This is a genomic window from Actinoplanes sichuanensis, assembly GCF_033097365.1.
In the GTDB taxonomy this organism is placed as follows: Bacteria; Actinomycetota; Actinomycetes; order Mycobacteriales; family Micromonosporaceae; genus Actinoplanes; species Actinoplanes sichuanensis.
Genome location: NZ_AP028461.1, coordinates 11,962,942 through 11,988,288 on the forward strand (window position 1 = coordinate 11,962,942; position 25,347 = coordinate 11,988,288).

The window sequence follows — 25,347 nt, forward strand, 5'->3', positions numbered from 1 at the left end:
ACATCCATGACGAAGTTTGAGTTTCCGCCGCGCTCGTCGCGGGGCGCCGTACTGGGATTCACCTGGTCGCAGATCGGCATGGTGGTCGCAGGGCTGATCGCCACCGTCGCCGGCCTGAACCTGCTCGCGTTCAACAAGCCGGCGGCGATCGGCATGTTCGCCCTCGGTCTGCTGCTGGTCACCTTCGGTCTACTGCGGTTCAAAGGCCGACGGATCACTGAGTGGACGCCGGTCGTGATCGCTGCACTCATCCAGCGCTGGACCCGCCAGCACCAATTCCGCGGCGGCCCGTACGGGGCCAACACCGTCGGCGAGCACCTGGAGCTGCCCGGCCCGGCCGCCGCCTACCGGTGGCTGCCCGCGGTGGCGGCGGACGGCACCACCGAGATCGGCCTGCTGCACCACCGCAAGGAGAAGACGGTGACCGCGGCGCTGCTGTGCTTTGGCACCAACCTGATCCTTGCCGACAGCGACGTACAGACTCAGCGGCTGACCGACTGGGCACAGGTCCTCAACATCCTCGGCAGCGAGTACGCCGACTCCGGCCTGATCCGGTGGGCGGTCACCGCCCGCGCGGTCCCGGACTCCGGCAACCGCGCCCAGCGGTTCCTCATCCACAGGGCTGTGGATACCACCTCGGCCGCGTACGAGTCGCTGGCCGAGCTGACCGCAGCCGCCGCACCGGCCGCGCAACGCCACGAGATCCATCTCAGCGTGGTGTTCGACATCGCCCGGCTGTCCGGGGAGATCGCTGATGCCGGTGGCACCGACACCGCGATCGCCACGGTCATCCTGGACCGGCTCACCGGCATCGAGGCGGCCGTCGCCGAGGCCGGGGTCACCACCGGCGGCTGGCTCTCCCCGCGCGGCTACGCCGGGGTGATCCACACCCAGTTCGACCCCGACGACCAAGAAGTCATCGACCTGCGCGGCAGCACCCCCGCCGGTGGCGGACGTACCCCGGCCGGTGTCGCCCCACGCCTGGCCGGCCCGGTCGCCGCCCGCACCCTGGGCTGGCACACCTACCAGCACGACTCCGGCTACTCGCGAACGCTGTGGGTGGCGCAGATGCCCCGCCAGCAGGTGCCACCGACCTGGCTGACACCTCTCTATATGCGCACCACGTGCCGGCGGTCGGTCACGCTGGTCGCCCAGCCGGTCCCGGCGCAGCTCGCCGCGCTCGCGACCCGCCGGGAGAAGGTCGCCAAGGCCGGTGACGATCTCACCAAACGCAAGCTGCGACTGGTACAGACCGCCGCCGAACGCGAAGAGGCCCGCGCGGTTGAGCAGATCGACGCCGAACAGGCCCGCGGCCACGTCCGCTACCGGTACGCGCTGCTGGTCACCGTCACCGCCGCCAGCGAGAAGGACCTCGACCGCGACGTGCGCGCCGTCAAGCGGATCCTGTCGCGCTCCGGCTGCGAGGCCGTCTCGCTGGCCGGGGAACAGGACCAGGCCTTCCTGGCCGGAGCACTCCCGCTGGCCCGCGGCCTCAAGCCGATGCGGGGGTGGTTCGCATGAGCACCCGCCGGCTGCGCCGCGAAGGATCGCTCACCGACCAGATCCAGCAGGTCGCCGAAGCCCGCGACCTGGCCCACGCCGAACAGGCATACCAGCGGCAGCAACGCGCCGTCGACCGCGACACCGAACGACTGCTCGGCCCGGCCCGCACCGGCTGGCGCGGCCAAAGCGGCCGCGCGGCCGGCAGGGTCGCCTGGCGGCTGCGACTGCCGCCACTGGTCACCACCAGCGCTCAGCTGTGCTCGGTGTATCCGTTCGTCACCGATCCGGGCCTGCCGATCGACGGCCCCCTGATCGGCATGGAGGTCTACAGCCGCAGCGCCTTCACCTTCTCCCTGCACGAGCTGTACCGGCACAAAGCCCTGTCGGCGCCGAACATGGCGGTGACCGGCGAGATCGGCACGGCCAAGAGCAGCCTGCTCAAAACCCTCGCCTTCCGGGGGATACCGTTCGGCACGAAGTTCTACTGCTGCGACGTCAAAGGCGAATACGAACACCTCGCCACCGCCGCGGGCATCACCCCCGTCCGGCTCGGTCCCGGCCTCGGGGTGGTCATGAACCCCCTCGCCGGGATCCGCCGGCACCCTGAGCAGACCGAACAGCAGTGGCTGCAACTGCAACGCTCCCGGCGCCTGCTGCTGTTGGAAGGACTCCTTGAGATTCAGCTCGGCGGGCCGTTGCAGGAAGCCGAACGCAGCCTGATCGAGTACGCCGTCGACGCGGTCACCCGCGAAGGCGACGCCACCACCAGCCGCATGGCCACCCCCACCTTGAGCACGGTGCTCGCCGCGGCCGGGAACCCGCAGTTGTGGCAGCACCGCCTCGACCAGCTGCACTACCCGACGGACGTGTTTGTCGCCGACTCCCGCCGGGTGCGGCTTGCCCTGGAGCGGTTGATCGGCGGCGCGCTCGGCGGCGTCTTCGACGGTCCGGCCGAATCGTCGGCCAGGCTGGACTTCGGGCAGCCGGGAGCGGTGCTGGATCTGCGCACGATCCGCGCATCCGACGCGATGACCGCGATGGCGATGACGTGTGCCCAGTCGTGGCTGGAGACCGAACTGTCGGCGCCGGACGCGCCACCGAGGGTGTGCGTCTACGACGAATTCGCCCTCGTGGCCCGGCATCTGCCACTGATCCGCCGGATGCGCGAGCAGCTGAAACTCGCCCGCGCGTTCGGGATCGCCAACGTTTTGGCCTTCCACCGGTTCAGCGACTTGGCCGCCTCCGGGGCCGCGGACTCCGAGCAGGTCCGCATCGCGCGCGGGCTGATCGAGGACTGTGGTGTCCGGGTCTCCTACCGGCAGGCCACCGGCAGCCTGGAACAAGCCCGCGAATTCCTCGGCACCTCCGACACCGAAACCGGCCTGCTGCGTTACCTGCGCCAAGGCGTCGGCCTGTGGAAGATCGGCGTGCGTTCCTACGTGGTCAAGCACCAGCTGTCATCGATCGAAACGGCGATGGTGCACACCGACAGCCGCATGGAGGCCACCGAGCCCGCCGACGACCTCACCGCGCAGGATTTCGACGAGCGCCTCGAAGCGGTCGCCGCCGGCGAACGGACCGGCCGATGAGCAAAGCACCGCTGTCCGCGCCCGGACACCGCCCGCCGCAGCAAGGCCACATGCGCGCCGACATCTGGGTCCGCGTCGTGCTGCTGGTCATCACCGTCATCGTCACCACCACCGGGATGCTGTCGCTGTGGCTGGCCGGGCAGATCGGCGGTCTGCTGGCTCACCTGGCCTGGCCGGACTCCGGTCCGGCGGATGCGCCCGGCATCGCCTTCCGAATCCTGGTACACCTGGGCGACCCGGCACAGGCCTGGCCGGCACCGGCCCGTGCCGATGTCGCACCGGCCTGGCTGCTCTACCCGCTGTGGCTGCTGCTGTTGCTGAGCATGCTGCTCGGCTGGTTCTTCGGCCTGGCCCGGATCGCCCGGCCCCGGGTCCGGCGTGCCGGGTTCGCCCGCAAGAAGACCATCGACGCCTCCCTGACCGCCACAGCGGTCCTGGCCCGCGTCGACATCGTGCGGCCCGGCCTGACCATCACCGAAGCCGACGACGACACCACCCGCGCCGCCAAACAACAGCGGCGCACCGACCCCCTCGAGGTCGCCCGCTTCCTCGGCAACGATGCCGTATCAGGTGAGCCGCTCTACCTGGCGAACGAATACACCAGGTTCGCCGCCGCCGTCCCACGCTACGGCGGCAAGACCACCCGCCTGGTGATCCCGACCGTCGTCGACGCCCGCGGCGCGGTGCTGACCACCTCAACCCGGCTCGACGTCGCCTCCATCACCTACCAGCACCGGTCGAAGATCGGCCCAACGCACATCTTCGAACCACAAGGCGAGATCCCCGGCGTTCCCCGGCTGCGGTGGTCACCGATCGAGGGCGCCCAGGACCAGATCGTGGCGATGCTGCGCGCCCAGGGCTTCGCCGACGGGTCCGGCATCGGCGACGAGAGCGTGGAGAACGGCCGCTGGTTCCGCGACCAGGCCGCCACGATCCTGCGCGGCCTGCTGCACGCGGCGGCGCTCGACGAGAACGCCACCATGATCGACGTTCTGTCCTGGTCGCAGAACCCCAACAACGCCCGCCCCGAGCGGATCCTGCGCCACCACGGCGTACACAACTGGGCCGACCGGCTCACCCGACACCGCGAAACCACCGGCCGCGCCCGCGACACCATCCAATCAGTGGTATCCGGAGCACTGGACGCCTTCAACGACCCGCGCGTGCTGCTGGCCTGCTCCCCGCCGCGCGGCACCGAGTTCAAGCCGGTCGACTGGCTGCGCGAATCCGGCACCCTCTACCTGGTCGGCACCCGCGATGCGCAAGCCCTGATAGCGCCACTGATGGCCGCGGTCAGCGAAGACATCCTCTACCAGGCCCGCCGGCTCGCCCTGCGCAGCGACGGCGACCGCATCGAACCCGCCCTGTACTTCGTGGGCGACGAGATCGCCAACATCGCCCCGATCCCGTCGCTGCCGTCGCTGATGAGCGAGGGCGGCGGCTCCGGAATCTCGGTCGACGTGTTCGCGCAGAACCGGCATCAGCTGCGCCAGCGGTGGGGCGACAAAGGCGGCCAGGCCATCGCCGACTCCGCCAACGCGTGGCTGTTGATGGGCGCCTCCACCGATGCCGCCGCGCTGCGCGACGCCCAGGCGGTAGCCGGGCAGATCACCGACATCACCTCCGGCGCCTCCTGGGGCAGCGGCCGCGCCAGTGTCAACGAGTCCGCCCGCCGGGAGAACCTGTTCGACCTGGCGGACCTGCGCACCCTCGATGAAGGCCGGGCGATCGCGCTGATCGGCAACCTGCCGCCGATCGAGCTGACGATTCCCGCCTGGTACGAACGCCCCGACGCCGGCGAACTGAAGCAAGGGCGTGCGGCGTTTCGCCGGATGCTGGCCGACGGCGGCAGCCGATGAGCGGCTACGACTTCGAGCTGCCACCCGACGCCCCGCCGGACATGGTCGCCATCGCCGAACTCGGCGCAGGCCTCAACCGGCTCACCGCCGCCGTCGACACGCTGCACCGGCAGCACCTGGAACTACGCGACGCTGTCACCGCCCGCCCCGGCGGAGCCGGAGGCGGACAGCGCAAGGCACCCGCCGGGATGCCGTGGCCGCTGCGCTGGGACGACCTGGACCGCGACGCCGCCGCTCAAGCGTGGGCGTGGCTGATCGACTGGGTCGGCTGGCTCGTCGACCGCTACGAGATCGCCGAAGAGATCCCCACCTGCTGGTACCGGCACGGCCCACTCATTGAAGAGCTGACCGCGCTTGCGGCTGGGTGGCACACCGCTTACGACGACAACGCCCGCGGCGACGAACCGCTGATCTGGCACGAACGCCTCGCTCGCAGCCGGGCTCGGCTGCGGGACTGGGATGACTTCACGCGCTGCCGCAACGGCGAACACACCGATCACACCCTCGACCTGCGCTGGCCCGACGACTGGACGGACACCGCCACGACGGCCGCCAACGCCGATCTGGCCGGCCGGCCGCAAACCACTGCTGCCGGGCGACCGAGTGAGGAGGCGTCATGAGCCAGCCGGCGCCGGTCACCACCGAGCTCGACTGGGACCGCCTCAACGGCACCCTGCGGCTGATCGGCAGAGACATCAACAACCTCTACCAGCGCATCAGCGGCGACGAGGAACCCGAAACCGACCCCGAAACGACGGAGGACATCGTGCCCGAACCCGAGTACGAACTCGATCCAGCCGACGACACCGACACCCAGCACCTGGACGAGGACGAACGCCAGCAGCGCCTGGAATACGAAATCGACGGCGAGGCCGACGGCGACTACGACCGCGACCAGGCCGATCCCCAGGACCCGGAGATGGGCGCCTGATGACCGTCACCCATACAACCGTGGCCGCGCCGGACACCCCGAACGCGTACGGACCGCACAGTGTTAACGCGACCGCCGAGCACAGCGATCAACTGCCGGCCGACGGCGATGAGCGGTACTTCGCTGTGCTGAGGGCTCTCAGCGCTCGAGCGGTGGCTGCTAAGGCCGCCATGCTGGACGCGCACTTGGCCGTCACCCACCAGCAGCGGACAGCAGCCCTTGTCGACCTACACCACCTGCTGCGCGGCATGGCAGGCATCGTCAACGACGCCCTCGGCGCCATGAACGAGCGGCAGGAACCGCGATGAAAACCGCGTCGCTGTCGACATCAGGCGCGATCCTGACGCTGCTGCTCGCCGCCAGCTGTAGCAGCTCCGACACGCCACATCCCGTACCGGCCGACACGGCGGCGAGCAGCACCGTACCCGCGGTGGACGAGGGCGACCACGACCATGACGACGGGCCCGGCGCCGCACCCAGCGCCCCACCAGCACCAGCCGCGATCGACGCCGCGACCGGCTACGTGCAGGCGTGGGCACGGCCCACCCTCGACCAGCCGACCTGGCTCGCCGGAGTGCAACCGCTGGTCCTGCCGGCCTACGCCCCGATGCTCGCTGACACCGACCCGGCCAACGTCGCAGCCACCACACTGACCGGCGCACCCCGCCCCGTGTCCTCGACCACCGACACCGTAGTCGTGGACGTACCCACCGACGCCGGCCCGATCCGGGTCACCGTGGTCGCCGCCAGCGGCCGGTGGCTGATCGCCACCGCAGCCCCCGCCCCGGAGCCGTCATGAAAACGCTCAAGTGGATCGCGGTGATCGCGGTCCTGCCGCTGCTGCTGTGCGTGGGAGGCGTCCTGGTGGCCACCAGCGACGAACCCGCCGAAGCCAGCTGCGCCACGGTCGCCGCGTCCGGTCAGGCGAACATCCGCGACCATGTCGGTGCCGTCGGCACCTGGAACTCGGCCGCCGTCGACAACGCCGCGATCATCGTCGCCGTCGGCCAGCAGAAGCAGATCCCAGCCCGCGGCTGGGTCATCGCCGTCGCCACCGCCATGACCGAATCACGGCTGATCAACACCAGCAAGGTAACCGACCACGACTCGGTCGGGCTGTTCCAGCAGCGGCCCAGCCAAGGCTGGGGAACGCCACAGCAGCTCATCGACCCGGTCTACACCTCTACCAAGTTCTACAACGCGCTGGTCAAGGTCAAGGACTGGCAAACGCTGCCCCTGACGGTCGCCGCCCAGAAAGTGCAGCGCAGCGCCTTCCCCGACCGGTACGCGAACTTCGAGAACGACGCCGAAGACGTCGTCGCGGCAGTGACCGGTGCCGCCTCCATCACCGACCTTCCCGGCGCCAGCCTCGCCGACTGCGGCACACCCGCAATCATCACGTCCGGTGGCTGGACCCAGCCGGTACCCGACGGCGTCGTCTCCGGCTTCCGCACCTCGCAACGACCCACGCACCAAGGCGTCGATCTCGGCTCCGACCGCAACGACGTCATCCGCGCCGCCGCCGCGGGCAAAGTCGTCTACGCCGACTGCGACGGCTCGACCGGCAACTGCAACATCGACGGGAACCCGGACACCACCAAAGGCTGCGGATGGTTCGTTGAAATCCTGCACGCTGACAACGTCGCTACCCGCTATTGCCACATGGTCCGGCGACCGTCGGTCAAATACGGCCAGCAGGTCCAGGCCGGAGACACGCTCGGCCTGACCGGCAGCAGCGGCCACTCCTCCGGGCCCCACCTGCACTACGAGGTACACCTCGATGTCAGCTGCGGGAAAGTCCGCTGCCAGCTGCGGTCGTACAACGCGACGGACCCCGTCGAATTCATGAAGAACGCAGGCGCACCGCTAGGTAAATCCGAGTGACTGAACTCCACGACACAATTCCCTCACCGCCTATTCTGCTCCGCTCGACGCCCATTATCCAGAAGCATCGCTCACAAGGGCCAATAAGACCTCCTCAGAGACGAGCGGCTCGAGAGAAGAGTTCGCGATGCGGCTGAGCGTCGCGATGACCGACCGGCCGGCACGCTACAGCCGCATCCTCGCCGGTAATCCTGCCAACTCGTCACAGCGCAACACCGCACAGCGCTTACCCGTAGACCACCGACATCGCCGAAGCCGACGCACGCGGCGATAGAACTGCCCTCCGACGAGCACCGAATCAGATGACAACCCACAGCACACACCGTGGACACATACCAACCGAGCACCTACTTCAGCACACCGGTCTCGCCGTCAGCGCGGCATACCCCTTCAAGCAGGACGGAGCTCGACGTGCCTACCGGCCACCACACGGACCATGTCCCAGAAGCCGCCGACGCACCAGCCACATTGCGCGGCATCACCGCGCTGTGCCGGGCCAGCAACCTGATCCGCCGGGAACTGGAACGCGTCGTCCTCAGCGATGCTGAGCTGACTTGGAGCAGCTACGACGTTCTCCAACTCGCGATCAGCCGTCGCCCCATCGACACCCGCACCGTCGCCGAAATCTCCTGCCTGACCAAGGGCGCCGTCTCGATCTGCGCCAACGGCCTCGAGAATCGCGGCTTGATCCGACGCGGACGCCACGCTGAAGACCAACGGCGAATCCTGCTGCACCCAACCGCTGAAGGACTGCGCCTCATCACAGATGTCCGGCCCCGGCTCATCACCGAAGCGCAACGACTCCTCCAAAATCCACCCGATGGAGTCAGCCGCGATGCGGTCGCCTTGATCCTGCACATCACCCGAACGCTGGAATCCGCCGCGTAGCAGGGCAAGTCAACACAGCAGCGACCAAGGACGCGGCTCTTTGATCGCGAGGCCGCTGTCGGAGATTCGCCATCCCTCGGTTCCCAACCGACGTCACTGATGTGCTCGCGTTCATTGACCGGTCGACAACCTCGCTGGTACTGAGACCTAAAATCAACCACAGTCGAGGGACAACACGGCCGCCAGCGCGAAGGACTCACCACCGTGCACGTCGCCTCGATGATGGAGCCGGACCAGCGGTCAGCGCAGACAAACTCAAGCCGCTGACCGCAGAGGTCGCCGCGGCCGCCCGCGCCGATCAGCTCGGCGAGGTCATCCGCCACGCCCGGCAGGCCCGCCAGGTCGCCGCTCCACCGCCCTTCTGACCCACGGGCCTCACACCCCAAACCACCGTCACAGGGTGGACGACCTGGTTCGTAGCTGGGTGCACCTTGGCCGATACCGGCGATCCGCCGAGCCGGGCGCCGGGCTCGCCAACCCCGCACCCACATGCGCTCCAGGATCTCCTCGACGAAGTCCGTGGAACCCCGATTCGGCTCCCAGGCCAATATGTCGGCCCACGACGGCTGCTTCGGGCAATCTGATCTCGTCTGCGCTGACGTGCACCTCGACCCATTCGTCAGGTCTGACCATTTCGTTAGAAAAGCTGCTGACTGACGCAATCGCTTTGGGCGTTCATGGAGTCATTCAGGCCCAAAATCCGATATGCCGAGCGCTTATATCGAACATAGAACCTGCAGTTGGGGTGGGTGCTTTCGTTTGTGGACAACGACACCGAACGTCCGTAGGCCAGGCATTTTTGTCAGAGGGCGCTCCTAACATCTGCCGCCGTGTCAGGACAGGAAACGAACACAGGTGGCGGCGTTCCGCTGAGCGGGACGTTGCGCGCTTTCATGGCTGATTGGCAGCCACGGCAACGCGTCACGGCAGGTTTGCTCGCGGCGCTCTTCGACGCGCTCGGGGCTTTGCGGCGGGCGCATCCGGAGTGGGCGGACTACGACTTGCACACCCACCTGTTGGCGGCTCTGCATCTGGCGATCGAGAACAATCGGCTGACTGGGTCGCGGACGTTGAGTGAGCTGATCGCGGAGCTGGCGACGCTGTGTGCCTTCGAGTGCCCGGAGGACCCGCCGCAGCGGCATGCCGATATCGCTCAGGCGATTTTTGGTGTGCTTATGAATGCCCGGAATCGGGAGACCCGGTTCCGGGACCGGTACCTGTCGTTCGATGGCGACGGCCGGGCGGAGCACCCGGAGCAGACCTTCGCCTTCGTGCATGCGATCGGTGGGGATGACACCACGGACCCGCGGGTGAAGGTGACTCCCGAGGGCATCAACGTCTTCCAGAACCTGCATGACTTCGATCCGTTCGACCGGGCCGCGGCCGAGCGTTACCGGTCGGAACGGATGCTCAAGCGCGGCGACTACGAGGAGGTGGCCGCGTCGGTTCAGCGGCGGGCCACCAGCATCCATGCGGTGCAGGCGAACTTGGACCGGCTGCTGCGGCGCATGACCAGCAACGTCCGCGAAGTTAACTACTCCCGGGACGTCATCCCGCAGGTCGACGAGGCGCTCGTGCTGATCAGGGAGCAGATCCTCGCCGAGGAGAAGCTCGCCGCCGGTATCGACGACCACATGCACCACCGGGCGCCGGACGTGACGCGGCTGCAGCGGATCACCGAGCACCTCAACGACCTGCTGCGCGCACTTTCGCGTCTGTACTCGATGCTGTCGACGGTCAAGGAGACCTACGAGCAGGAGCAGGATCGCCAGCTGTTCACGTTCCGCCGGCTGACGATCAACCCGCAGGCTGATCTATTCGAGCCGCTGCTGCAGTACCCGCCGCACGCGGTCGTCCGACTGCTGGAGCAACGCCTGGCTGCTCTGCTCGGCCCGCGTGTTCCGCGGGTGCTGAACCTGCAGGCGGTCATCAACCGGACCCAACCCCAGGAACGCTCACCGGGCACCGGTGACCCCGTCGACCCGTTCGATCTGGGCGAGAGCCGCGACGAGAACGCCGACGACACGATGCTGATCGTCGCCGAGGTGACCGCGATCCTGGCGGAGATCACCACGCCGACGTCACTGTCACAGCTGATCACCGCGGCCGCCGGTCGGTCCATGCCGGAGCTCACGGCGGCCCAGCGCGCCCGGGTGCCGTGGGCGCTGGCGGTCGCGGTCGCCGGCGCTTACGGCGGCAACGACCCCGCCGAGAGCGATGCACCTCAGATCTTCGACCACACCCGTTTCGGCGTCGTGCGCCCCAGCACACCACTGGCAACCGACGCGGTGACTGGCGACGACCTCATCGTCGTCCCGCTGACCGCCCCCGACAAGGAGAAGGACCCCTCATGAACGGCATCGACGCAGGCCGGCTGCTCGTGTTCGCCCTCGACGTCACGGCGACACCCGGGCGCACCGGCCAGTCCGCCGAATACGCCCGCCTCGTGGCCCGCTACCTCGGCGAAGAGACGTTCCGGCAACTGTTCGACGACATCCTCGAAGGCACCGGCTGCAGCGTCACCCACGCCTCCGCGGAGACCGGGCTGGTCCTGCTCGCCGAGGCCGACAGCGCCTGGGCATGGCCCAGCAAATCCTCCGATCTGCCGTGGGGCAAGAAGCAGAAGGAAGAGCATCGCGCCGCCCGGATGCTGGTCGTGCCCGCCCTGCTGGCGTTTCTCGCACCCACCGCAGGCGACCTTGAGGACTACGTCGAGGACCACACCCGACTGGTGCCGGACGTGCCGGTCGCCGACCTTGAGGACTTCATCCGCCAGTTCGCGTTGCAGCAGGAGGCCGCCACCCCGAACCCGGTCGGTGAGGACCGGCCGTTGTGGTGGCACTGGGTGCAACTTCCCCAGGTCCGCTCCGCCGAGCGCACCGCCCGCACCACCACCACCTACCTGGTCGCCGACGTCCTGGACTTCCTGCAGCAGCAGTCACTGGCCGTCCGGCGCGACAGCCGCCCGCTGACCGAGACCGTCTACCGGCCGCGGCGGCGGCTGATGGCCCACTACCGCGACCTGTTCCTGGAGGAGCTGTTCGCCGACCTGCAGAACTTCGCGGCCACCGGCTACGAGCGCCCCGAGCACACCAGCATCAACGAGGAGAACCAGTCCTGACATGGGACCGATCACCGGCTTTCGCATCATTAACCTCCGCGTCCGGGACAAGGTCGCCTATCCCGACCTCGTCGTCGACCTCGGCAGCGGACGGCACGTCATCATCGGCTTGGAGAACGGCGGCGGGAAGTCCACCCTGCTCGGCTTCCTGATCCACGTCCTGCTCCCGGACAAGGCGCAGTTCCTGCCCAGGCTGTCGCTGCGCCGGCAGAACAAGAAGGGCGACGAAAAACGCGTCCAGCAGTACGTGCCCGGCGGCGACCCGACCCACGTCATCCTCGAGGTCGAGGTCCCGCACAACGACCCGTTCCGCGGACACCGGAAGGTCCTGCTCGGCGCCTGCCTGTGGAAGCCGGCCGGCGCCGGGCCCGACGAGGACGTCAAGGAACTGCTCTGGTCCGCCCATTCGATGCACGCCGACCTGACCCTTGCCGGACTCGCCGTCCGGGGCGAGGACGGCCAGCTGCGCGACGCCAAGCAGTGGGCGGCCTGGCTCAAAGAGCAGCGACTCGCGCACCCGGACGCCGAGATCACCACGCAGACCGATCAGGGCGAGTGGGGCAAGCACCTGCGGGAAACCCTGCGCATCGACGTCGACTTCGTGCGGACCTGGCTGCTGGCGATGAACCAGGACGAGGGCGCCGCGGACCACGTGTTCACCTACGCCTCCTCGCGGTCGTTCCTCAACAGCATCGTCGGGGCGGTCGCGGACCCGACGCTCAAGGAGGAGCTGGCGGCCAACCTGGTCCGGATGGGCAGGGACGCCGATTCGTTCAGCCTCGACCGGCGCCGGCAGCTGTTTTTCACCGACGTGGTCGGGCACACCGAGTTGTTGACGCAGTTCATGGGCACGCTCGACGAGCAGGACGGTCGCCGGCTCGCGATGCTGGACGCCCTGCTCGCTACCACTTCTCGTATCGAGAGCGAACAGCGCGTCGGAGACATCTCCCTGACGACCGCCAAAGAGCGGCAAGCCACCGCGACCGCCGAGCGAACCACCGCCGAACGTGAGTACCGGCGGGCCGTGGGCCGGCGGCGACAGGCCGAACTGCAACGCGACCGCGTCGTCTATGACCAAGCCGAAGCGCTACTGGAGGCCGAACGGGGCAACTACACCGCGGCGCAGCAGCGTGTCGAGGCGGCCCGGATCGCCGCCCTGATCGCGCAGAAACGAGCCCACGACACCAACATCGACGGCATCCAGCGGATGTTGCGGGAACGCGCCGGCGAGTCGGAACCCCTGCGCCGGGTTGCCGCAGCCGCCGTGCGTGCCTGGCACGCCCGGGTCACCGACGACATCGCCCAGGAACAGACGGCCGTCACCGCAGCGCGGGCCGGCCACCAGCAGGCCGACCGAGCCGTCGATCACGCCACCAAGGCCAGTGCCGCAGCAGGGGCCGCGATCAGCGACGCGAGCGCCCGCGAGACCAGCGCGATCAGCCAGCTCGACCGCATCCAGCGGCAGCGCGATGCCGCCGTCGCCAAAGGCGACCTGCGCGACGGTGAACCGGCAGCCGACGCTCTCGACCGGACGCGGCAGGAGTCCGAAGGCCTGCGCGACACGGGCGAGACCATCGAGGCCGCCCTTACCGAAGCCAAGAACGACTTCACGCAGGCCGACAGCGCCGTGCGTAAGCTGTCCGGTCAGCACAAGGACGCGAAATCGGCCCTCGATGCCGCGACCAAGATCCGGCAGCAGGTGCAGGACGCCACCGACAAACTCGCCCGCGACATCGAATCCAGCGGCTTGGTCGATCTCGATCCCGTCGTCCTGAACGATCACGCCGACACCGTCGTCTCCGTCCTGCAGGCGGTCGCTGAACGCGCCAACCAGGACCACCTGCGGGCCGCCGAACGGGTCGCCGCGGCCCGCCGGGCGACGCAGTCGCTGGAGAGCCGCGGACTGTTGCCCGCACGCGCCGACATCACCGAACTCTGCGAGGAACTGCGGGGCCGAGGGCTCGGCGCCCGGCCCGGCTGGGACTTCTTGGCCACCCTCGACGAGACGGTGGCGCTACGGGGCGCCACCGCCCATCCCGGGCTCGCCGACGGCATCGTGGTGGTGGTCCCGGAGGACCTCCCGAAGGTGGTCACCTACCTGCAAGGACACCGCGAGGCGCTCGGCGGCCCGATCGTGGTCGGCGCCCCAGACGCCTTCGGCCTCGACCTCAATGCTGGCGGGCAGGACCAGCAGCCCGAGACGGCGATCGAGGCCGTCCTCCCGCACGAGGCGTTCTGGTCGGCCGCCGCCGGTGCGCAGCAGCTCGCCGAGCGCCGAGATGACGAGTCCGCGCACGAGCGGGCAACGGTCACGTCGCGGCGCCTGTACGACCAGGCCGTCCAACTCAGGCGCGAGGTCAACCGATGGAAGTCCGAGATCGGCCCAGAAAGGCTCCAACAGGCCGAAGAAGGCGTCAGGACCGCCCAGGCCATCACCAACGACATCAAAGGCCAGCTCGACGAAGCGGAGACCCACCGCACCCGAGTGGGCAAGCACCGCGATGAAGTCGCCGCTCGCCTGAGCGAGGCGAGCAAACTGCAGCGGGCCTGCGATCTACGCCTGGAACGGCTGACGTCGCTGGCGAGTTCCCTCGCCGAGGAACCGTCGCTGCGCGCCGCGCTCGATAAGAGCCGTACCGATCTCGCCGAGGCGCGAAAGCTCCAGGACCAGGCGGCCCAAGACCTCGAAGCCGCCAAGGAGATGCGACAGGCCCGGTTCGCGGAGATCGAGGAACGCATCCTGGCCGTCGGCCAGCTCCGGCACGAGCTGGCCGAGGCCGACGCGGCGGCCACCGGTGTCCTGCAGCCCGGCGACGACGAGGGCGACGTCGAGGTGACCTTCGACCGTGCTGCCCTCGCCCAGCAGGCCCGCGACGCCATCGACCGGTGGAAGGGCGCCCTCACCGACGATCAGCTCACCGCACAGCTCAACCTGGCCACCCTCCAGCTGCGTACGGTCGAACAGCGGCTGCAGTCCGAACCCGAGGAGATCCGCGCCGCTGCCGCCGCCCTCATCGAGCAGCATCCCACCCGGACCTCGGCCGACTTCGACACCGAGACGGAGCGTCTGCGCAGAGACGTGGAACGCCTGGGCATCCTCGTCGGTAAACGCGAGAGCAACCGAGATCAGCGCAAGGCCCAGTTCGATACGACCACGGAGAAGTACCGCACGCTCTCCTTCCCGGACACGCTGACGGGCGAGGAGCGGTCGGACGATCCGGTCACCGCCGAAGCCATCCTGACAGCCTTGTCAGATCAGGAAACGGTGGCGAAGGACGCCGTCACGACGGCCGAGCAGATCGAGAAGCAGGTGGCGAATACCGTCACCACCATCGCGGCCCGACAGCAGGTGCTGGCGAACGTGGCGTCGGCGATCGACGGGAAGGTGTCGCTGCTGGCCGCGGGCCAGCTGCTGACCGAGACCATCGACCTGGAGGACCGCCGCTTCGCACTGAACGCGGAGGCGGTGCTCGCGACCGCCCCCACCGCGGTCGCCACCTTGATCAGCGCGGTGGGAGCCGGCGGCTCGACCGAGGACCTGCGCACCAGGACCCAGGCGAGCGTCGAGGCCGTAGCAGCGTCGGTGGAGACCATCGTCAAAGCCGTCCGTGAGGTCCACGCCCGTGCTGAGGACCGGCTCGGCCGGCTGGCCTACTCCCTCGACACCATCGCCGACGAGGTCGTGGCTGGCGAGAAGATCGCGCAAACCCTGCGTCGTAACCGCGGCGCCAGCCTCGCCCGGCTGGCCGTGCGCCACCATCATGACCTGGTCAACCGGCGTGACTCGACTGCCCACCACGTCGCGACGTTCGAGGAACGTCTCGGTCGTCTGGCGGACATCGCGCACAGCAGCATCGAACGGCTGCGCCGCTCGGTGATCGGAACCGTCCGGGACTCGGTTCTTCCCGACACCCCGGCCATGGGCAGGTGGGCGGGACTTCCGCTGCTCAGACTCTCAGGGCTCGACGCGCTGACCACCGAACAGCGCCGCGCTGCCATCCTCTCCACGCTGACCCGCTGGTTCGATCCCGAGCTGCACGGGCGACGGCGGGCGTTCGACACCGACGAGACGATGTTCGAACTGCTGGAAGCGATCACCCCCAGGTTCTCGGCGAAGATCCTGATCCCATCCGACCCGCTCGACCCGGAACACAAGCCGGTGGAACAGGTCGCCATGGAAACCTCCGGCGGCGAAGGCGTCACCGTCGCGCTGATCCTGGCCGGCCTCCTCGCAGCCCGCCGCGCGACCGCCCACGGCTACCGCCGCACCACCCTGCTGCTGGACAACGCGTTCGCGAAGCTGACCAAACCGGCGTTCCTGCGACTGGCCCGCGACGTCGCCACCTCGCTGAACGTATCCCTGGTCGTGCTCACCGGGATCAAGGACAACGGCGCGCTGACAGTGTTCCCCACCGTCGTACAGCTGAGGGTCTCCCGACGCTCGACCGCGAACTTCGTCGTCCCCGCCGGCGTCGACGACAGCCGCCTGCAGAACCTACTGCGCGACGGCGCCCTGTACGCCTCCGCCGTCGAATGGAATGCCGCCCACAACGACACGGGGGAAGCCGGCGTGTGGCCGGTGATGTCGAGTGCCACCGTCGCGTTCGACGAACAGCTCACCCTCGACCTGGCCGATCCGACGGACACCGGCATGGTCCCGAACGACGAGCTCACCGAGGACGAGGACGCCGCGTGACGACGGCCGACGGCGCCCCACCGCCAGGCGCCGAACAGGTGAACGGCTTGAGCGCCGCACTGCTCGGCGCCAGGGCGGTGCGCGTGGATAACCGCACACTGTGGCAGCTATGGAATCGGGTCGACGCCCCCTGGGCCGGCACGTGGGCCAGCCGGGCACGCCTGGCCCACGCCCTCCAGCAGCTCGCTGAACAGGGCGTCATCACGCTGCCCACCGTCACCGGCCGGCTGTGGGACCGCTCGTTGCCACCGCTTCCCGCCCGCATCGACGTCCCCGCGAACCGACGCGGTTCGGTCACCCAGATCGACCCCGCCGACGTGCTCTGGGTACCGGTGATGCGCCGCTGGGCACCCCAATGGATGCGCACCTCACGGCCGCCCGCGGGACTGCGGGAGGCGGCAGTGGAGATCAACCGATGGCTACAGAGCACCCTCGGCGCCGCCCCCGGCTGGGTGGCCCGCGAGGAACGCTCGCTGCATATCTTCGGCGACGAGAAGCGACTGGCCCACCTGACCGACGGCGCGCTCTTCGCCCCCGGCCGGCTGACGCTGCAGGACTTGGCCTGCGACGCGCCAGCGGGCCACCTGCGCGTCGCCCGATTCGCCTCGACCGGCCCCGTGCTCGTCGTGGAGAACAAGGCCACCTTCGACTCCGCCTGGAGAGCGCTGCGAGCAATAGCGGAATCCCCGTATGCGGCGATCCTGTTCGGTAGCGGGGACGCGGTCGGTCCTCTGGTCCACGATTTGGCGATGCTTAACGAGCTGGTCGGGGTACGACCGACCACCTGCTTCTACGCCGGCGACGTCGACATCGCCGGTATAGAGGCCGCGCACCTGTTCACCACCAAGGCTGCAGCAGTTGGGCTTGAAGCCTCGATGGCGATTCCGCTGTGGGAAGCAGTGGCCCAAGCCGAGCCCACCGGTGAGGACACCACAGCAGATCCCTCCAGAACATCCGGCGCCGTAGCCACCGCCGAATCGCTTCGTCTTCCCGAAATCGTCCTTCACCGGCTACGGACACGAGTACGAGTGCCCCAGGAACGGATCGATCGCCTGGGCTTGGCTGATGTGGCGTGGTGGGCGCCAGGCTGAGCTCGGCTAGATGCACGAAGAGGGTTCCCGGCCGCGAAAAGCGGCCGGGAACACCGAGCCGATCAGCCTATGGAGAGACAGATTTCTGTCGGTGAGTCATCTTTGGGCGTACGGGTTCCATTGGCTCTGGCAAGCGGTCGCGTGACGGCGCCCTGATTCAGGACGGATGCCGCTCTAAATGATCTTCCGATACTAAAAATCTTGCCAGAGTCACTGCAACGAGGACCCCGACACCTTCGACTCGCCGAGCGCGCCGGGCATCATCAGGTATGCGCCCGGACGGCTGGCACCTCACCGAAGACATCGGCGACTTCCTCGCTCACGCCGGAGACTTCCTACGCTCTCGACCCGCCCTGCACACCATGGCACTCACGGTGACCGAGAAACTGCGCAGGCTCGGGCCGGCACGAGACGGAACTCCGGCCCCTATCTTCGGCTACCTGGAGCAGGCCGGCGAGGTCCAGGCCGCGTTCTACCGTCTCCCCCCTCGCGGCCTGAGCGTCACCTCCCTCACGCCTGAACAAGCAGAGATCCTCGTCGCCCAGTTGACTTCCTTCGGGCACTCGCTTCCTTCCGTCAGCGCGGAGCACCACACCGCCGCTGCCTTTGCCGAGGCCTGGCGGCAGCAGACAGGTGTCAAATCGACACTGCGTGCCCAGCTTCGCTTGCACCGTCTCAGCGTCCTGGCGCCGCCAGAATCCACACCAGTCGGCCGCGGCCGACTCGCGGGTGAACGGGACCACGAGCACATCATCGGCTGGTGCCGAGAGTTCGCCGCAGACGTCGGGGAAGTTGTTACCATCAACGCCGCTTCCTGGCCCAGTACCCGCTTCGCTGAGAAGCGCTATACCTTCTGGGTAACTCCGGATGGCACGCCTGTCTCCATGGCGGGCGTGACCCCGATGGTCGCTGGCCAGGTTCGAGTGGACCCCGTCTACACCCCGGCGGATCTGCGCGGTCACGGCTACGCGGCCGCCGTGACGGTCGAGGTGAGCAGAGCCGCGCTCGCCGCCGGTGCGACGGACGTCGTCCTCTTCACGGACGCCGCCAACCCCACCAGCAACGCTCTTTACCAGCGCATCGGATACGTTCCGATCGCAGACTGGACTGCCTACGACCTCACGTCGACCAGCCCAAACGCCAGCTAGGGGACCCGCGCTCGAGGTCAGGTGCGAGGGCCTGGCCGCGCTCTGGCATTGACGATGCGCTGGAAGCCCGTACCGAACGCCTTCGCAATCTCCTTGGAGACCACTGGCTGGCCGCCGAGACCCTAACCGAAGGACGGGAAACACCGATCACGAAACGGATCATGCCACTTTCCGATTGCCTTCTCGGGTGGCGATGCTGCGTGGAAGCTCTCGATTGTCGTTGCCGCATGTTGCCTATTCGATGGTCAAGTCGGCGTCGACGGCTGCGGCCGAAGGCTCCAGTCCGGGGTCGGGCGTGCGCGGTGGAGGAGCGGGCCGTGGTGGCATCGACTGCGTGGAGGCGTCGACGGCGTCGGCTACGGCGGTGATGACGCGGTTGAGGCTGCGGATGCTGCGGATCATCTGTTGCTGGGTGTGGTGGGTGGCGGCTGCTTCGATTTGGCGTAGCAGATTGGCCAGGGGGTGGATGGGCGTGGTCTGTTGGTTCGCTGGTCGGTGAGATTGCGGATAGGGTGGTGATGACAACAAGGATGCTTGAGCACTCTGGCTCAGGTGTTCGGGGCCGCGCTCGCCACTTGTAGGTTGTGGTGGAGCGGCCCTGTTGCTTTCCACGGTCAGTTCGCGGCCGGTGTGTGCGTCGATGATGGTGGCGGTATCGGTGATCCGGGACCACCATTGCGGGTCGTCGTGGGCGACGGCGCGTTGCAGGGCCCAGGCGGCGGCGTCGGCCATCCATAGGCCGGGGTGCTGCCGGTCGTCACGGTGCAGCATCCGCATGCGGGCGTTGATCTGCCGGCTGCGGACCAGCCGCTTGTACGTGTCGATGTCGGGTGTGTCGGCGACGGTGACTTTGCGTCCTTCCCTCTGGGTCTGGGCTTGTTCGTCGGGGCCGGCGCGGGTGTCGGCGATGACGTCGTGGACTTTCTGCTCGTCGAGTTGGTGCAGCATCCGCGAGAGTGCCTGTTGTCGTGACTGTTCGCGGTCGCGGGGGCCGATGGGTTGGGCGACGTAGAAGGTCCAGCCGGCGTGCTCGGTGATGGTGTCGAGCAGCGCGGTGATCCGGGAGTGGAAGCCGCGCCGGTACAGGTCGGTGGCGTGGAAGCTGTTGTTGCCGGTGGCCTGCCGCACGGCGGTGATGGTGCCGGGGAGGTCGGTGCCATCGATGACGACGCCGGCGAAGAGGTAAACGCCGGTGCGGTTGCGGCGTTCGATGACGGTTTCGTCAACGAACGCGAGACGGTAGTCCGCCATCAGCGCACCTCACCGGGAGGCGGGTTGCCTGGTTCGCGGTGTTGGTCAGTCATGGCCAAGGTCCAGGTCCGGTGTTTCGGTCTGCGGCATATCCGGGTCGGTGGTGTCGGTGACGCGGCGCTGGCTGTTGACGGCCTGGTCGGCGAGCTGCTCACGGACGGCGGTGGTGTGCCGGTTAGGACGGTTGGCGTCGACGGCGTGGACGCGGTCGGCGGTTTGGCGGGCGGCGTCGGCTAGGCGCCGGGTGCTGGTGGCCAGGTTGTGGGCGCGGCGTGCGGATTCGGCGGCGGCGGCGAGGCCGGCGTAGCGGATCGGTAGGGCCTGCTGGTACCAGGTGTTCCAGTCGCGGTGGCGTTCCTCGAGGACGGCGACGTCGTCGGCGGCCGCGGTGACGCGGGCGCGGGCGTGGTCGAGACGGGCGCTGAGCTCGTCGACAAGGACCTGGGCGCGCAGTGAGTCGACCGCGGCGGCGTGCTGTTCGGTGGCGGTGCGGGCCCGGGTTGCCGTGGGTCGCCACCAGGCCGGTGTCGGGGTGGCCGGTGGCGGGGCGGTGAGGGTGGTGGCGTGGTGCTGGGCGGCGGCGAGGGCGATGCGGCTGTCGCGCAGGTGCTGTTCGGCGGCGACGAGACGGGTGTGGGCGTTGCGGAGCTCGCCGCTGACATAGGGCGGGGCGGCGCGGTCGGCGGCGCGTTGCGCTTCCATGAGGGTGCGCAGCTGGCTGTCGGAGGCGGCGGTGACTTTGCCGGCGAGGGTGGCGATGCCGAGGACGAGTTGGGCGCGGTGCCAGGCTCCCCACCGTGCCGGGTCACGGTCGGAGGGTTCGGGGCCGATCGGGTCGTCGCCGGTGATGGTGTAGCGGTCGCGGTAGGCGGCGACGACGGCGGCGCCGGAGAGCCAGTGGCGGCGTCCGGCTTCGTCTTCTGGCAGGGGTCCGAGAGCGCGGCTCCAGGCGGGTTGGTGTTGCGCGGCGTTCTCGGCGAGGGCTTTGATACGGCGGTCGCAGATGGCCGCGACGTCGGCGAGGGCGGTGCCGAGGTCGCCGTCGATGTCGGGTAGCCGGTCGGTGTAGGTGCCGGTTTGGGGGCCGCTGATGGCGATGGTCGGGTCGGGCCGGATGTCGCGGTAGGCGTTGTCGATGCGCCAGGCGAGCACGGCGGCGGTGTCGCGGGCGCTGTGCAGTTCTCGTTCGGAGGCGACCGCGACGAGGACCTGTTCGGGGTCGTATCCGGCGGCGGCGAGGCCCTGCAGGCGGGCGGCGAGGGCGGGCATGGCGGGGTCGGCGGCCAGGTTCGCGGCGACGGTGTCGCCGGCCACGCGGCGGATGACGCTGGTGTAGCGGGGGGTGGCGGCGCGGGCGGTGAGGTCGTCGTAGATCGCATCCCAGCGGGCCAGGGCGTCGACGTCGGCCCACAGGGTTTGCTCGGTTTCGGTGGCGGAGCGGTCGGTGGTGTCGGTGCGCAGGATGTCGGCGAGCACGGTGATCCCGGCGGTGGGCGGCTGCGGAGGATGGCTTTCCGGTGGTTCTTCGCTGGTGATGACCGCGATTTGGTTGAGCAGCCGACCGCGGGTGGCCATGACGTAGAGACGGGCCCGGTTGGTCGCGGAGTCGACCAGAGCGCGGCCGACGTCGACAGTGCGGCCCTGGGCGGAGTCGACGGTGGCGGCGTAGGCGAGCTGGACGTGCTCGGCAACATATTCGGTCGGCAGCATGAGGGTGGCCTGGGTGGTGGTGTGCCGGACCTGCAGGGCGCCGCCTTCGCTCACGTCGACGACCTGCCACTGGTCTCGGTTGGCGACGAACCGACCGTCGGCGATCAGGTCGCGGTTATTGCGCCTCGTCACGATCAGATCGCCTACGCTGGCGCGGGTGCCGTTGGCCAGCGTGACCGCCTGGCCGTCCTGGACGAGTCCGGCGCTGATGAGGATGCGGCGGGCCTGCGCGGCGAGGTCGGCGGCTTCAGCTTCGGTTTCGACCATGATGAGACTGGAGCGGCCTTGGATGATGTCGGCGGCCCACCCGTCGAGGACCTGCCGGGTGAGGTGCTGGCGGTCGCCGCCGAGGATGCGGCCGCGCCGGTCGTATTCGGCGAGCACGGTGGTGTCCGCGTCACGCAGCCGCAGCGATGCGGGGCCTTCCCACGTTTCGGCGAAGCGGCGGACCTCGGTCAGGGTGGTGGTGTTGCCGAGCGAGGCGAGGTAGCGGAACATGCCGCCGGGCCCGATGGCGGAGATCTGCTCGGGGTCACCGACCAGGATCAGTTTCCCGCCGACGGCGTCGAGTAGCTGGGTGAGGCGCACGAGGTCGAGGGTGGACGCCTGGGATGCCTCGTCGACGATGACCCACTGCCCTGGGGCGAAGGTCCAATCCGCGGGTGTGGTGCCTTCGGGTGGGGTGTGCTGGGCGTGCAGCCACATGGCGATGTTCTCGGTCCGGATCCCCGGCGATCCGCCTTCGCGGGTGGCTTCGGCGAGCACGTACGCGGCGTTCTGCGACACGGTCAGGCCGAGCACCGGGATGTTCGCCCGGTGCGCGGCGACGCCGACGGCCCGCTGCAGATAGGTCTTGCCTGTGCCGGCCGGCCCGACGATGCCGGTGACGCGCCGGTCGTCGCCGACGGCGAACAGCAGCGCTTCCCGCTTCTCCGGGCTCAAGTCGAGTTCCCCGGCCACCTCGGCGAGCAGCGCGCGGGCGGCCGGGGTGGCGCCGCGGCGGGTGGCGTAGGCGATGAGTTCCTTTTCGGCGGCCAGGACCGGCTGGGTAGACAGTTGCAGGTCGCGGTGGCGGGTGTAGATGCTCTGCCGGTCGCTGCCGCGCACGAGGGTGTCGCCCCATTCCATCAGCGCTGGCGGCGTGAGGACGCGCAGTCCGGCCGCGTGGGTGCGTACGGCGTGGGCGGCGAGGTGCTGTACGTGCTGCCAGTCGGCGGTGCGTGCGGTGCCGGCAGGCACGTGCAGGACCCGGCCGATGGCCAGCTCGAGGTGGTCGAGGGTGAACACCGCCCGTTCGGTGCTGAGGTCGTGGATCGCCTGCTCGACCGCCAGGTGAGGAACCCGCCGGGCCGCGGCATCGACTACAAGCTGGCGCTGCGCATCGTCGCGGATCCCGAGGTGAACAGCGGCGTGATGCAGGGTGTCGAGGTCCAGGCGGCGTCCGGCCAGGGTGCGTTCGGCCTCGCGCAGGATCTGAAGCGCAGCGTGGCCGATGTGGTCGCTGACCGTGCCGGCGACGATGTGCCGGACCGCGGTCGAGGTGTTCAGACCGGCGGCTCGGTCTTCGCGATGCCAGCGAGCCACGGCGTCGCGGGTCGATTCAGGGCCGTCCTTGAGCTGGCGGGTACGCAGGGTGGCGTCTTGTGCGCGGCGCCGCCACCGGCCGGCCCGTACGCGTTCTCGACCGGCTGCCGGGTCGGTGAGCCGTTCGTCCATCTCGGTTTCGATGGCGGCGCGGCGCTTGGAGTAGTGCGCCAGCATGCGCGGGGTGAACCCGATGATCTCGCGGATCGGGGAGCCTTCGCGGGCGGCGAACCGCACGCCGAGCCGGCGGCCGAGTTCGGTTTCGACGGCGCGTTCGTAGGCGATGCGGGCGGCGATGCTGGCCTGGTAGAAGGCGCGGCTGTCGAGTGACAGCCAGTCTTGGCGGCCGTTGCGGGTGACGCGGACTTTCGCGCTGACGATGATGTGCGAGTGCAGTTGCGGGTCTTTCTCCCGGGACATGCGGTGGTCCCAGACGCTGGCGGCGAGGCCGTCGGTGTCGACCTGCACCAGGCCGTTGGTGCCGAGCCGGGTGAACGCGCCGTGGGCACGCAGGTGTTCGAGGGTGGCGCGGACCCCTTCGTGGTGGGCGGCCATCACCTGCTGCTTGACGGTGTCGTCGCCGAAAGCCCACAGCAGGCTGACGCTTTTCACCGGGGAAACGGTGACGTCGAAACCGGCTACGGGTCGCCGTTCCGGGGCGGTCCATATGTTGAGCCACACGCGGGCGATTTGCTCGTAGGTGGCGTCCGCTGGGAGTTTGGCCCATGCTTTTTCGACGGCGGCTTGGCGGGCGGTGTCGTCCATCGGTTGGTATTGCCGCCACAGGCGGCCGAGTTGTTCACCGGTGACGGGGTTCTTTCCCTCGGCGAGCAGTCGTTGTAGTTGCTGTTCGGTGACGTCGCCGTGGACTCCGAACAATGCGTTGCTTTGCCCGGCCCACCAGCCGGGTGCTTCGCTGTGGGCGGCCGGGTCGGCGTGGTAGGCGACGACGGAGTGGGGTTGAGCTGGTCGGAAGTCGTGCCGGCCGGTGGCTACCTGCCGGGTCAGGTAGGTGATCCCGGCCCCGGGTGCGATGCGGGTAACCGTGAGCATGCCGCCAAGGGTAGGGCGCTGGTCGGCTCTTTTCGACATTTGAATGCCAGGGGGTGTGCTAAGTCGTGGAAGGAGTAAGAGGGTGAGCTCTCGTTTGTGCAGCATGCATATGGTGCGACGATTGTTAAACGATGGAGGAACTTTTTAGGACGATGGTTAAACCATTCTAGAGAATGGCGTGATGGTTGTATGTGAAGGTACTTTGAACAGCATGGCTAGTAAGACGAGCAATGAGGCAGTGCAGGCACTCCGGCGGCAGCAGAAGGCGGAAGAAACCGCGCTGCTTGCCGTGCTCGGCGCGAGCGGCACGGTGGAGCAAACGCGCCAGCGCCGGGCGGCGGAGCTCGCGGCGCTCGACGCTGCCGTGAGTGAGGCTGAGGCGGGCGAGGATCTGGCGCTGGCGGTGCTAGGCGCGCTGATGCCTGCTGATCGTGCGGGCCGCCTAGCGGGCGTTACTCCTGCCCGGATGCAGCAGGCGTTGCGCCGTGCCGCGACGGATGCCGTAACCGGAAGGTTGGAGGCGCTGACGGGTGAGACTGCGGTCGTGCGGCGGCGGGGTCGTCCACCTGGAACGGGTGCGCCTCGTCAGGCGCGGCGAAGTGGGGTCCGCGTAGAGGGAGGATCAGCGACCGATGATGAGCATCACGACCAGCAGGACGGCGAAAGCGGCCAGAGTGACGCCGATGATCGCGAGAGTCCCGCCGCATCCGACGACGGAGCGGCCTAAGCGGTCGTTGTTGATGAGCGGCATGGTGGGCGGGCCTCCCGGGGGTGCTCGGGTGAGGGTGTCATCCTGCGGGTAGAGCGTTGATCGCGGCCAATGCGCGCGCTACGGTTGGACTCAGCCTTCCTCGGCGTTCGCGCCGATGTGCTGGCCAGTGTTGGGCCGACGGACTTGGTCGTGCATTCCCTTCCGGGGGAATGTTCCCCCTTGTGGGGCCGTCGGCCCATCTTTATGCGCGCGGGGGTTTCCTGGCCGTGGCGGTGCGGGCGGGAGCGGCGAGCGCGGCAGCCCGGGGCGGCGTGCTCGATGCGCGCC

The 25,347-nt window shown here is 68.8% G+C and carries 17 protein-coding genes; 15 read left to right on the forward strand and 2 right to left on the reverse strand.

Translation table 11 applies throughout. The features are described from left to right. Positions 1 to 6: 6 nt before the first annotated feature. From Q0Z83_RS54800 to Q0Z83_RS54865, 14 genes are all read left to right on the forward strand, one after another. On the forward strand, positions 7 to 1,521 hold the full coding sequence (locus Q0Z83_RS54800) for an SCO6880 family protein (protein ID WP_317791484.1): 1,515 nt from the start codon (positions 7 to 9) through the stop codon (positions 1,519 to 1,521). Next, entirely contained in the window at positions 1,518 to 3,092 is a 1,575-nt protein-coding gene (locus Q0Z83_RS54805) for a hypothetical protein (RefSeq protein WP_317791485.1), read from the forward strand. The genes Q0Z83_RS54800 and Q0Z83_RS54805 overlap by 4 nt, the downstream gene beginning before the upstream one ends. Beyond that, positions 3,089 to 4,951: a type IV secretory system conjugative DNA transfer family protein gene (locus Q0Z83_RS54810; protein ID WP_317791486.1), complete on the forward strand. Its 1,863-nt coding sequence runs from the start codon at positions 3,089 to 3,091 to the stop codon at positions 4,949 to 4,951. Before Q0Z83_RS54805 ends, Q0Z83_RS54810 begins: the two co-directional genes overlap by 4 nt. Continuing rightward, a complete protein-coding gene (locus Q0Z83_RS54815) occupies positions 4,948 to 5,571 on the forward strand; it encodes a hypothetical protein (RefSeq protein ID WP_317791487.1) in 624 nt (207 codons plus the stop codon). Before Q0Z83_RS54810 ends, Q0Z83_RS54815 begins: the two co-directional genes overlap by 4 nt. Continuing rightward, on the forward strand, positions 5,568 to 5,882 hold the full coding sequence (locus Q0Z83_RS54820) for a hypothetical protein (RefSeq protein WP_317791488.1): 315 nt from the start codon (positions 5,568 to 5,570) through the stop codon (positions 5,880 to 5,882). The genes Q0Z83_RS54815 and Q0Z83_RS54820 overlap by 4 nt, the downstream gene beginning before the upstream one ends. Further along, positions 5,882 to 6,190 (forward strand): hypothetical protein, encoded by a 309-nt coding sequence (locus Q0Z83_RS54825; protein WP_317791489.1) that lies wholly within the window; start codon positions 5,882 to 5,884, stop codon positions 6,188 to 6,190. Before Q0Z83_RS54820 ends, Q0Z83_RS54825 begins: the two co-directional genes overlap by 1 nt. Next, positions 6,187 to 6,681, forward strand: a complete 495-nt coding sequence (locus tag Q0Z83_RS54830; RefSeq protein WP_317791490.1) for a hypothetical protein — start codon at positions 6,187 to 6,189, stop codon at positions 6,679 to 6,681. The genes Q0Z83_RS54825 and Q0Z83_RS54830 overlap by 4 nt, the downstream gene beginning before the upstream one ends. Next, the gene (locus Q0Z83_RS54835) at positions 6,678 to 7,766 is read left to right on the forward strand and encodes a M23 family metallopeptidase (protein WP_449701873.1); all 1,089 of its coding nucleotides are present in this window, start codon (positions 6,678 to 6,680) and stop codon (positions 7,764 to 7,766) included. Before Q0Z83_RS54830 ends, Q0Z83_RS54835 begins: the two co-directional genes overlap by 4 nt. Before the next feature lie 411 nt (positions 7,767 to 8,177). Continuing rightward, positions 8,178 to 8,654, forward strand: a complete 477-nt coding sequence (locus Q0Z83_RS54840; RefSeq protein ID WP_317791492.1) for a MarR family winged helix-turn-helix transcriptional regulator — start codon at positions 8,178 to 8,180, stop codon at positions 8,652 to 8,654. Positions 8,655 to 9,547: 893 nt separating this feature from the next. Continuing rightward, positions 9,548 to 11,008 carry a hypothetical protein gene (locus tag Q0Z83_RS54845; RefSeq protein WP_317791493.1) on the forward strand — a complete coding sequence of 487 codons (1,461 nt, stop codon included), beginning with the start codon at positions 9,548 to 9,550 and terminating at the stop codon, positions 11,006 to 11,008. After that, entirely contained in the window at positions 11,005 to 11,775 is a 771-nt protein-coding gene (locus tag Q0Z83_RS54850; protein WP_317791494.1) for a hypothetical protein, read from the forward strand. Before Q0Z83_RS54845 ends, Q0Z83_RS54850 begins: the two co-directional genes overlap by 4 nt. A 1-nt stretch (position 11,776) precedes the next feature. Next, on the forward strand, positions 11,777 to 16,471 hold the full coding sequence (locus Q0Z83_RS54855; RefSeq protein WP_317791495.1) for a coiled-coil domain-containing protein: 4,695 nt from the start codon (positions 11,777 to 11,779) through the stop codon (positions 16,469 to 16,471). Next, the gene (locus tag Q0Z83_RS54860; RefSeq protein ID WP_317791496.1) at positions 16,468 to 17,562 is read left to right on the forward strand and encodes a hypothetical protein; all 1,095 of its coding nucleotides are present in this window, start codon (positions 16,468 to 16,470) and stop codon (positions 17,560 to 17,562) included. The genes Q0Z83_RS54855 and Q0Z83_RS54860 overlap by 4 nt, the downstream gene beginning before the upstream one ends. A 374-nt stretch (positions 17,563 to 17,936) precedes the next feature. Further along, positions 17,937 to 18,710: a GNAT family N-acetyltransferase gene (locus Q0Z83_RS54865; protein ID WP_317791497.1), complete on the forward strand. Its 774-nt coding sequence runs from the start codon at positions 17,937 to 17,939 to the stop codon at positions 18,708 to 18,710. 234 nt (positions 18,711 to 18,944) lie between these two features. On the opposite strand, the gene Q0Z83_RS54870 is transcribed toward Q0Z83_RS54865, so the two are convergent. Together Q0Z83_RS54870 and mobF are read right to left on the reverse strand one after the other, a co-directional pair. Further along, positions 18,945 to 19,961, reverse strand: a complete 1,017-nt coding sequence (locus Q0Z83_RS54870; protein WP_317791498.1) for a hypothetical protein — start codon at positions 19,959 to 19,961, stop codon at positions 18,945 to 18,947. Positions 19,962 to 20,006: 45 nt separating this feature from the next. Continuing rightward, entirely contained in the window at positions 20,007 to 24,308 is a 4,302-nt protein-coding gene (gene mobF, locus Q0Z83_RS54875; RefSeq protein ID WP_317791499.1) for a MobF family relaxase, read from the reverse strand. 211 nt (positions 24,309 to 24,519) lie between these two features. Here mobF and Q0Z83_RS54880 point away from each other — a divergent pair, with 211 nt between their 5' ends. Further along, positions 24,520 to 25,035 carry a hypothetical protein gene (locus tag Q0Z83_RS54880; RefSeq protein WP_317791500.1) on the forward strand — a complete coding sequence of 172 codons (516 nt, stop codon included), beginning with the start codon at positions 24,520 to 24,522 and terminating at the stop codon, positions 25,033 to 25,035. The last annotated feature ends 312 nt before the right edge of the window (positions 25,036 to 25,347 follow it).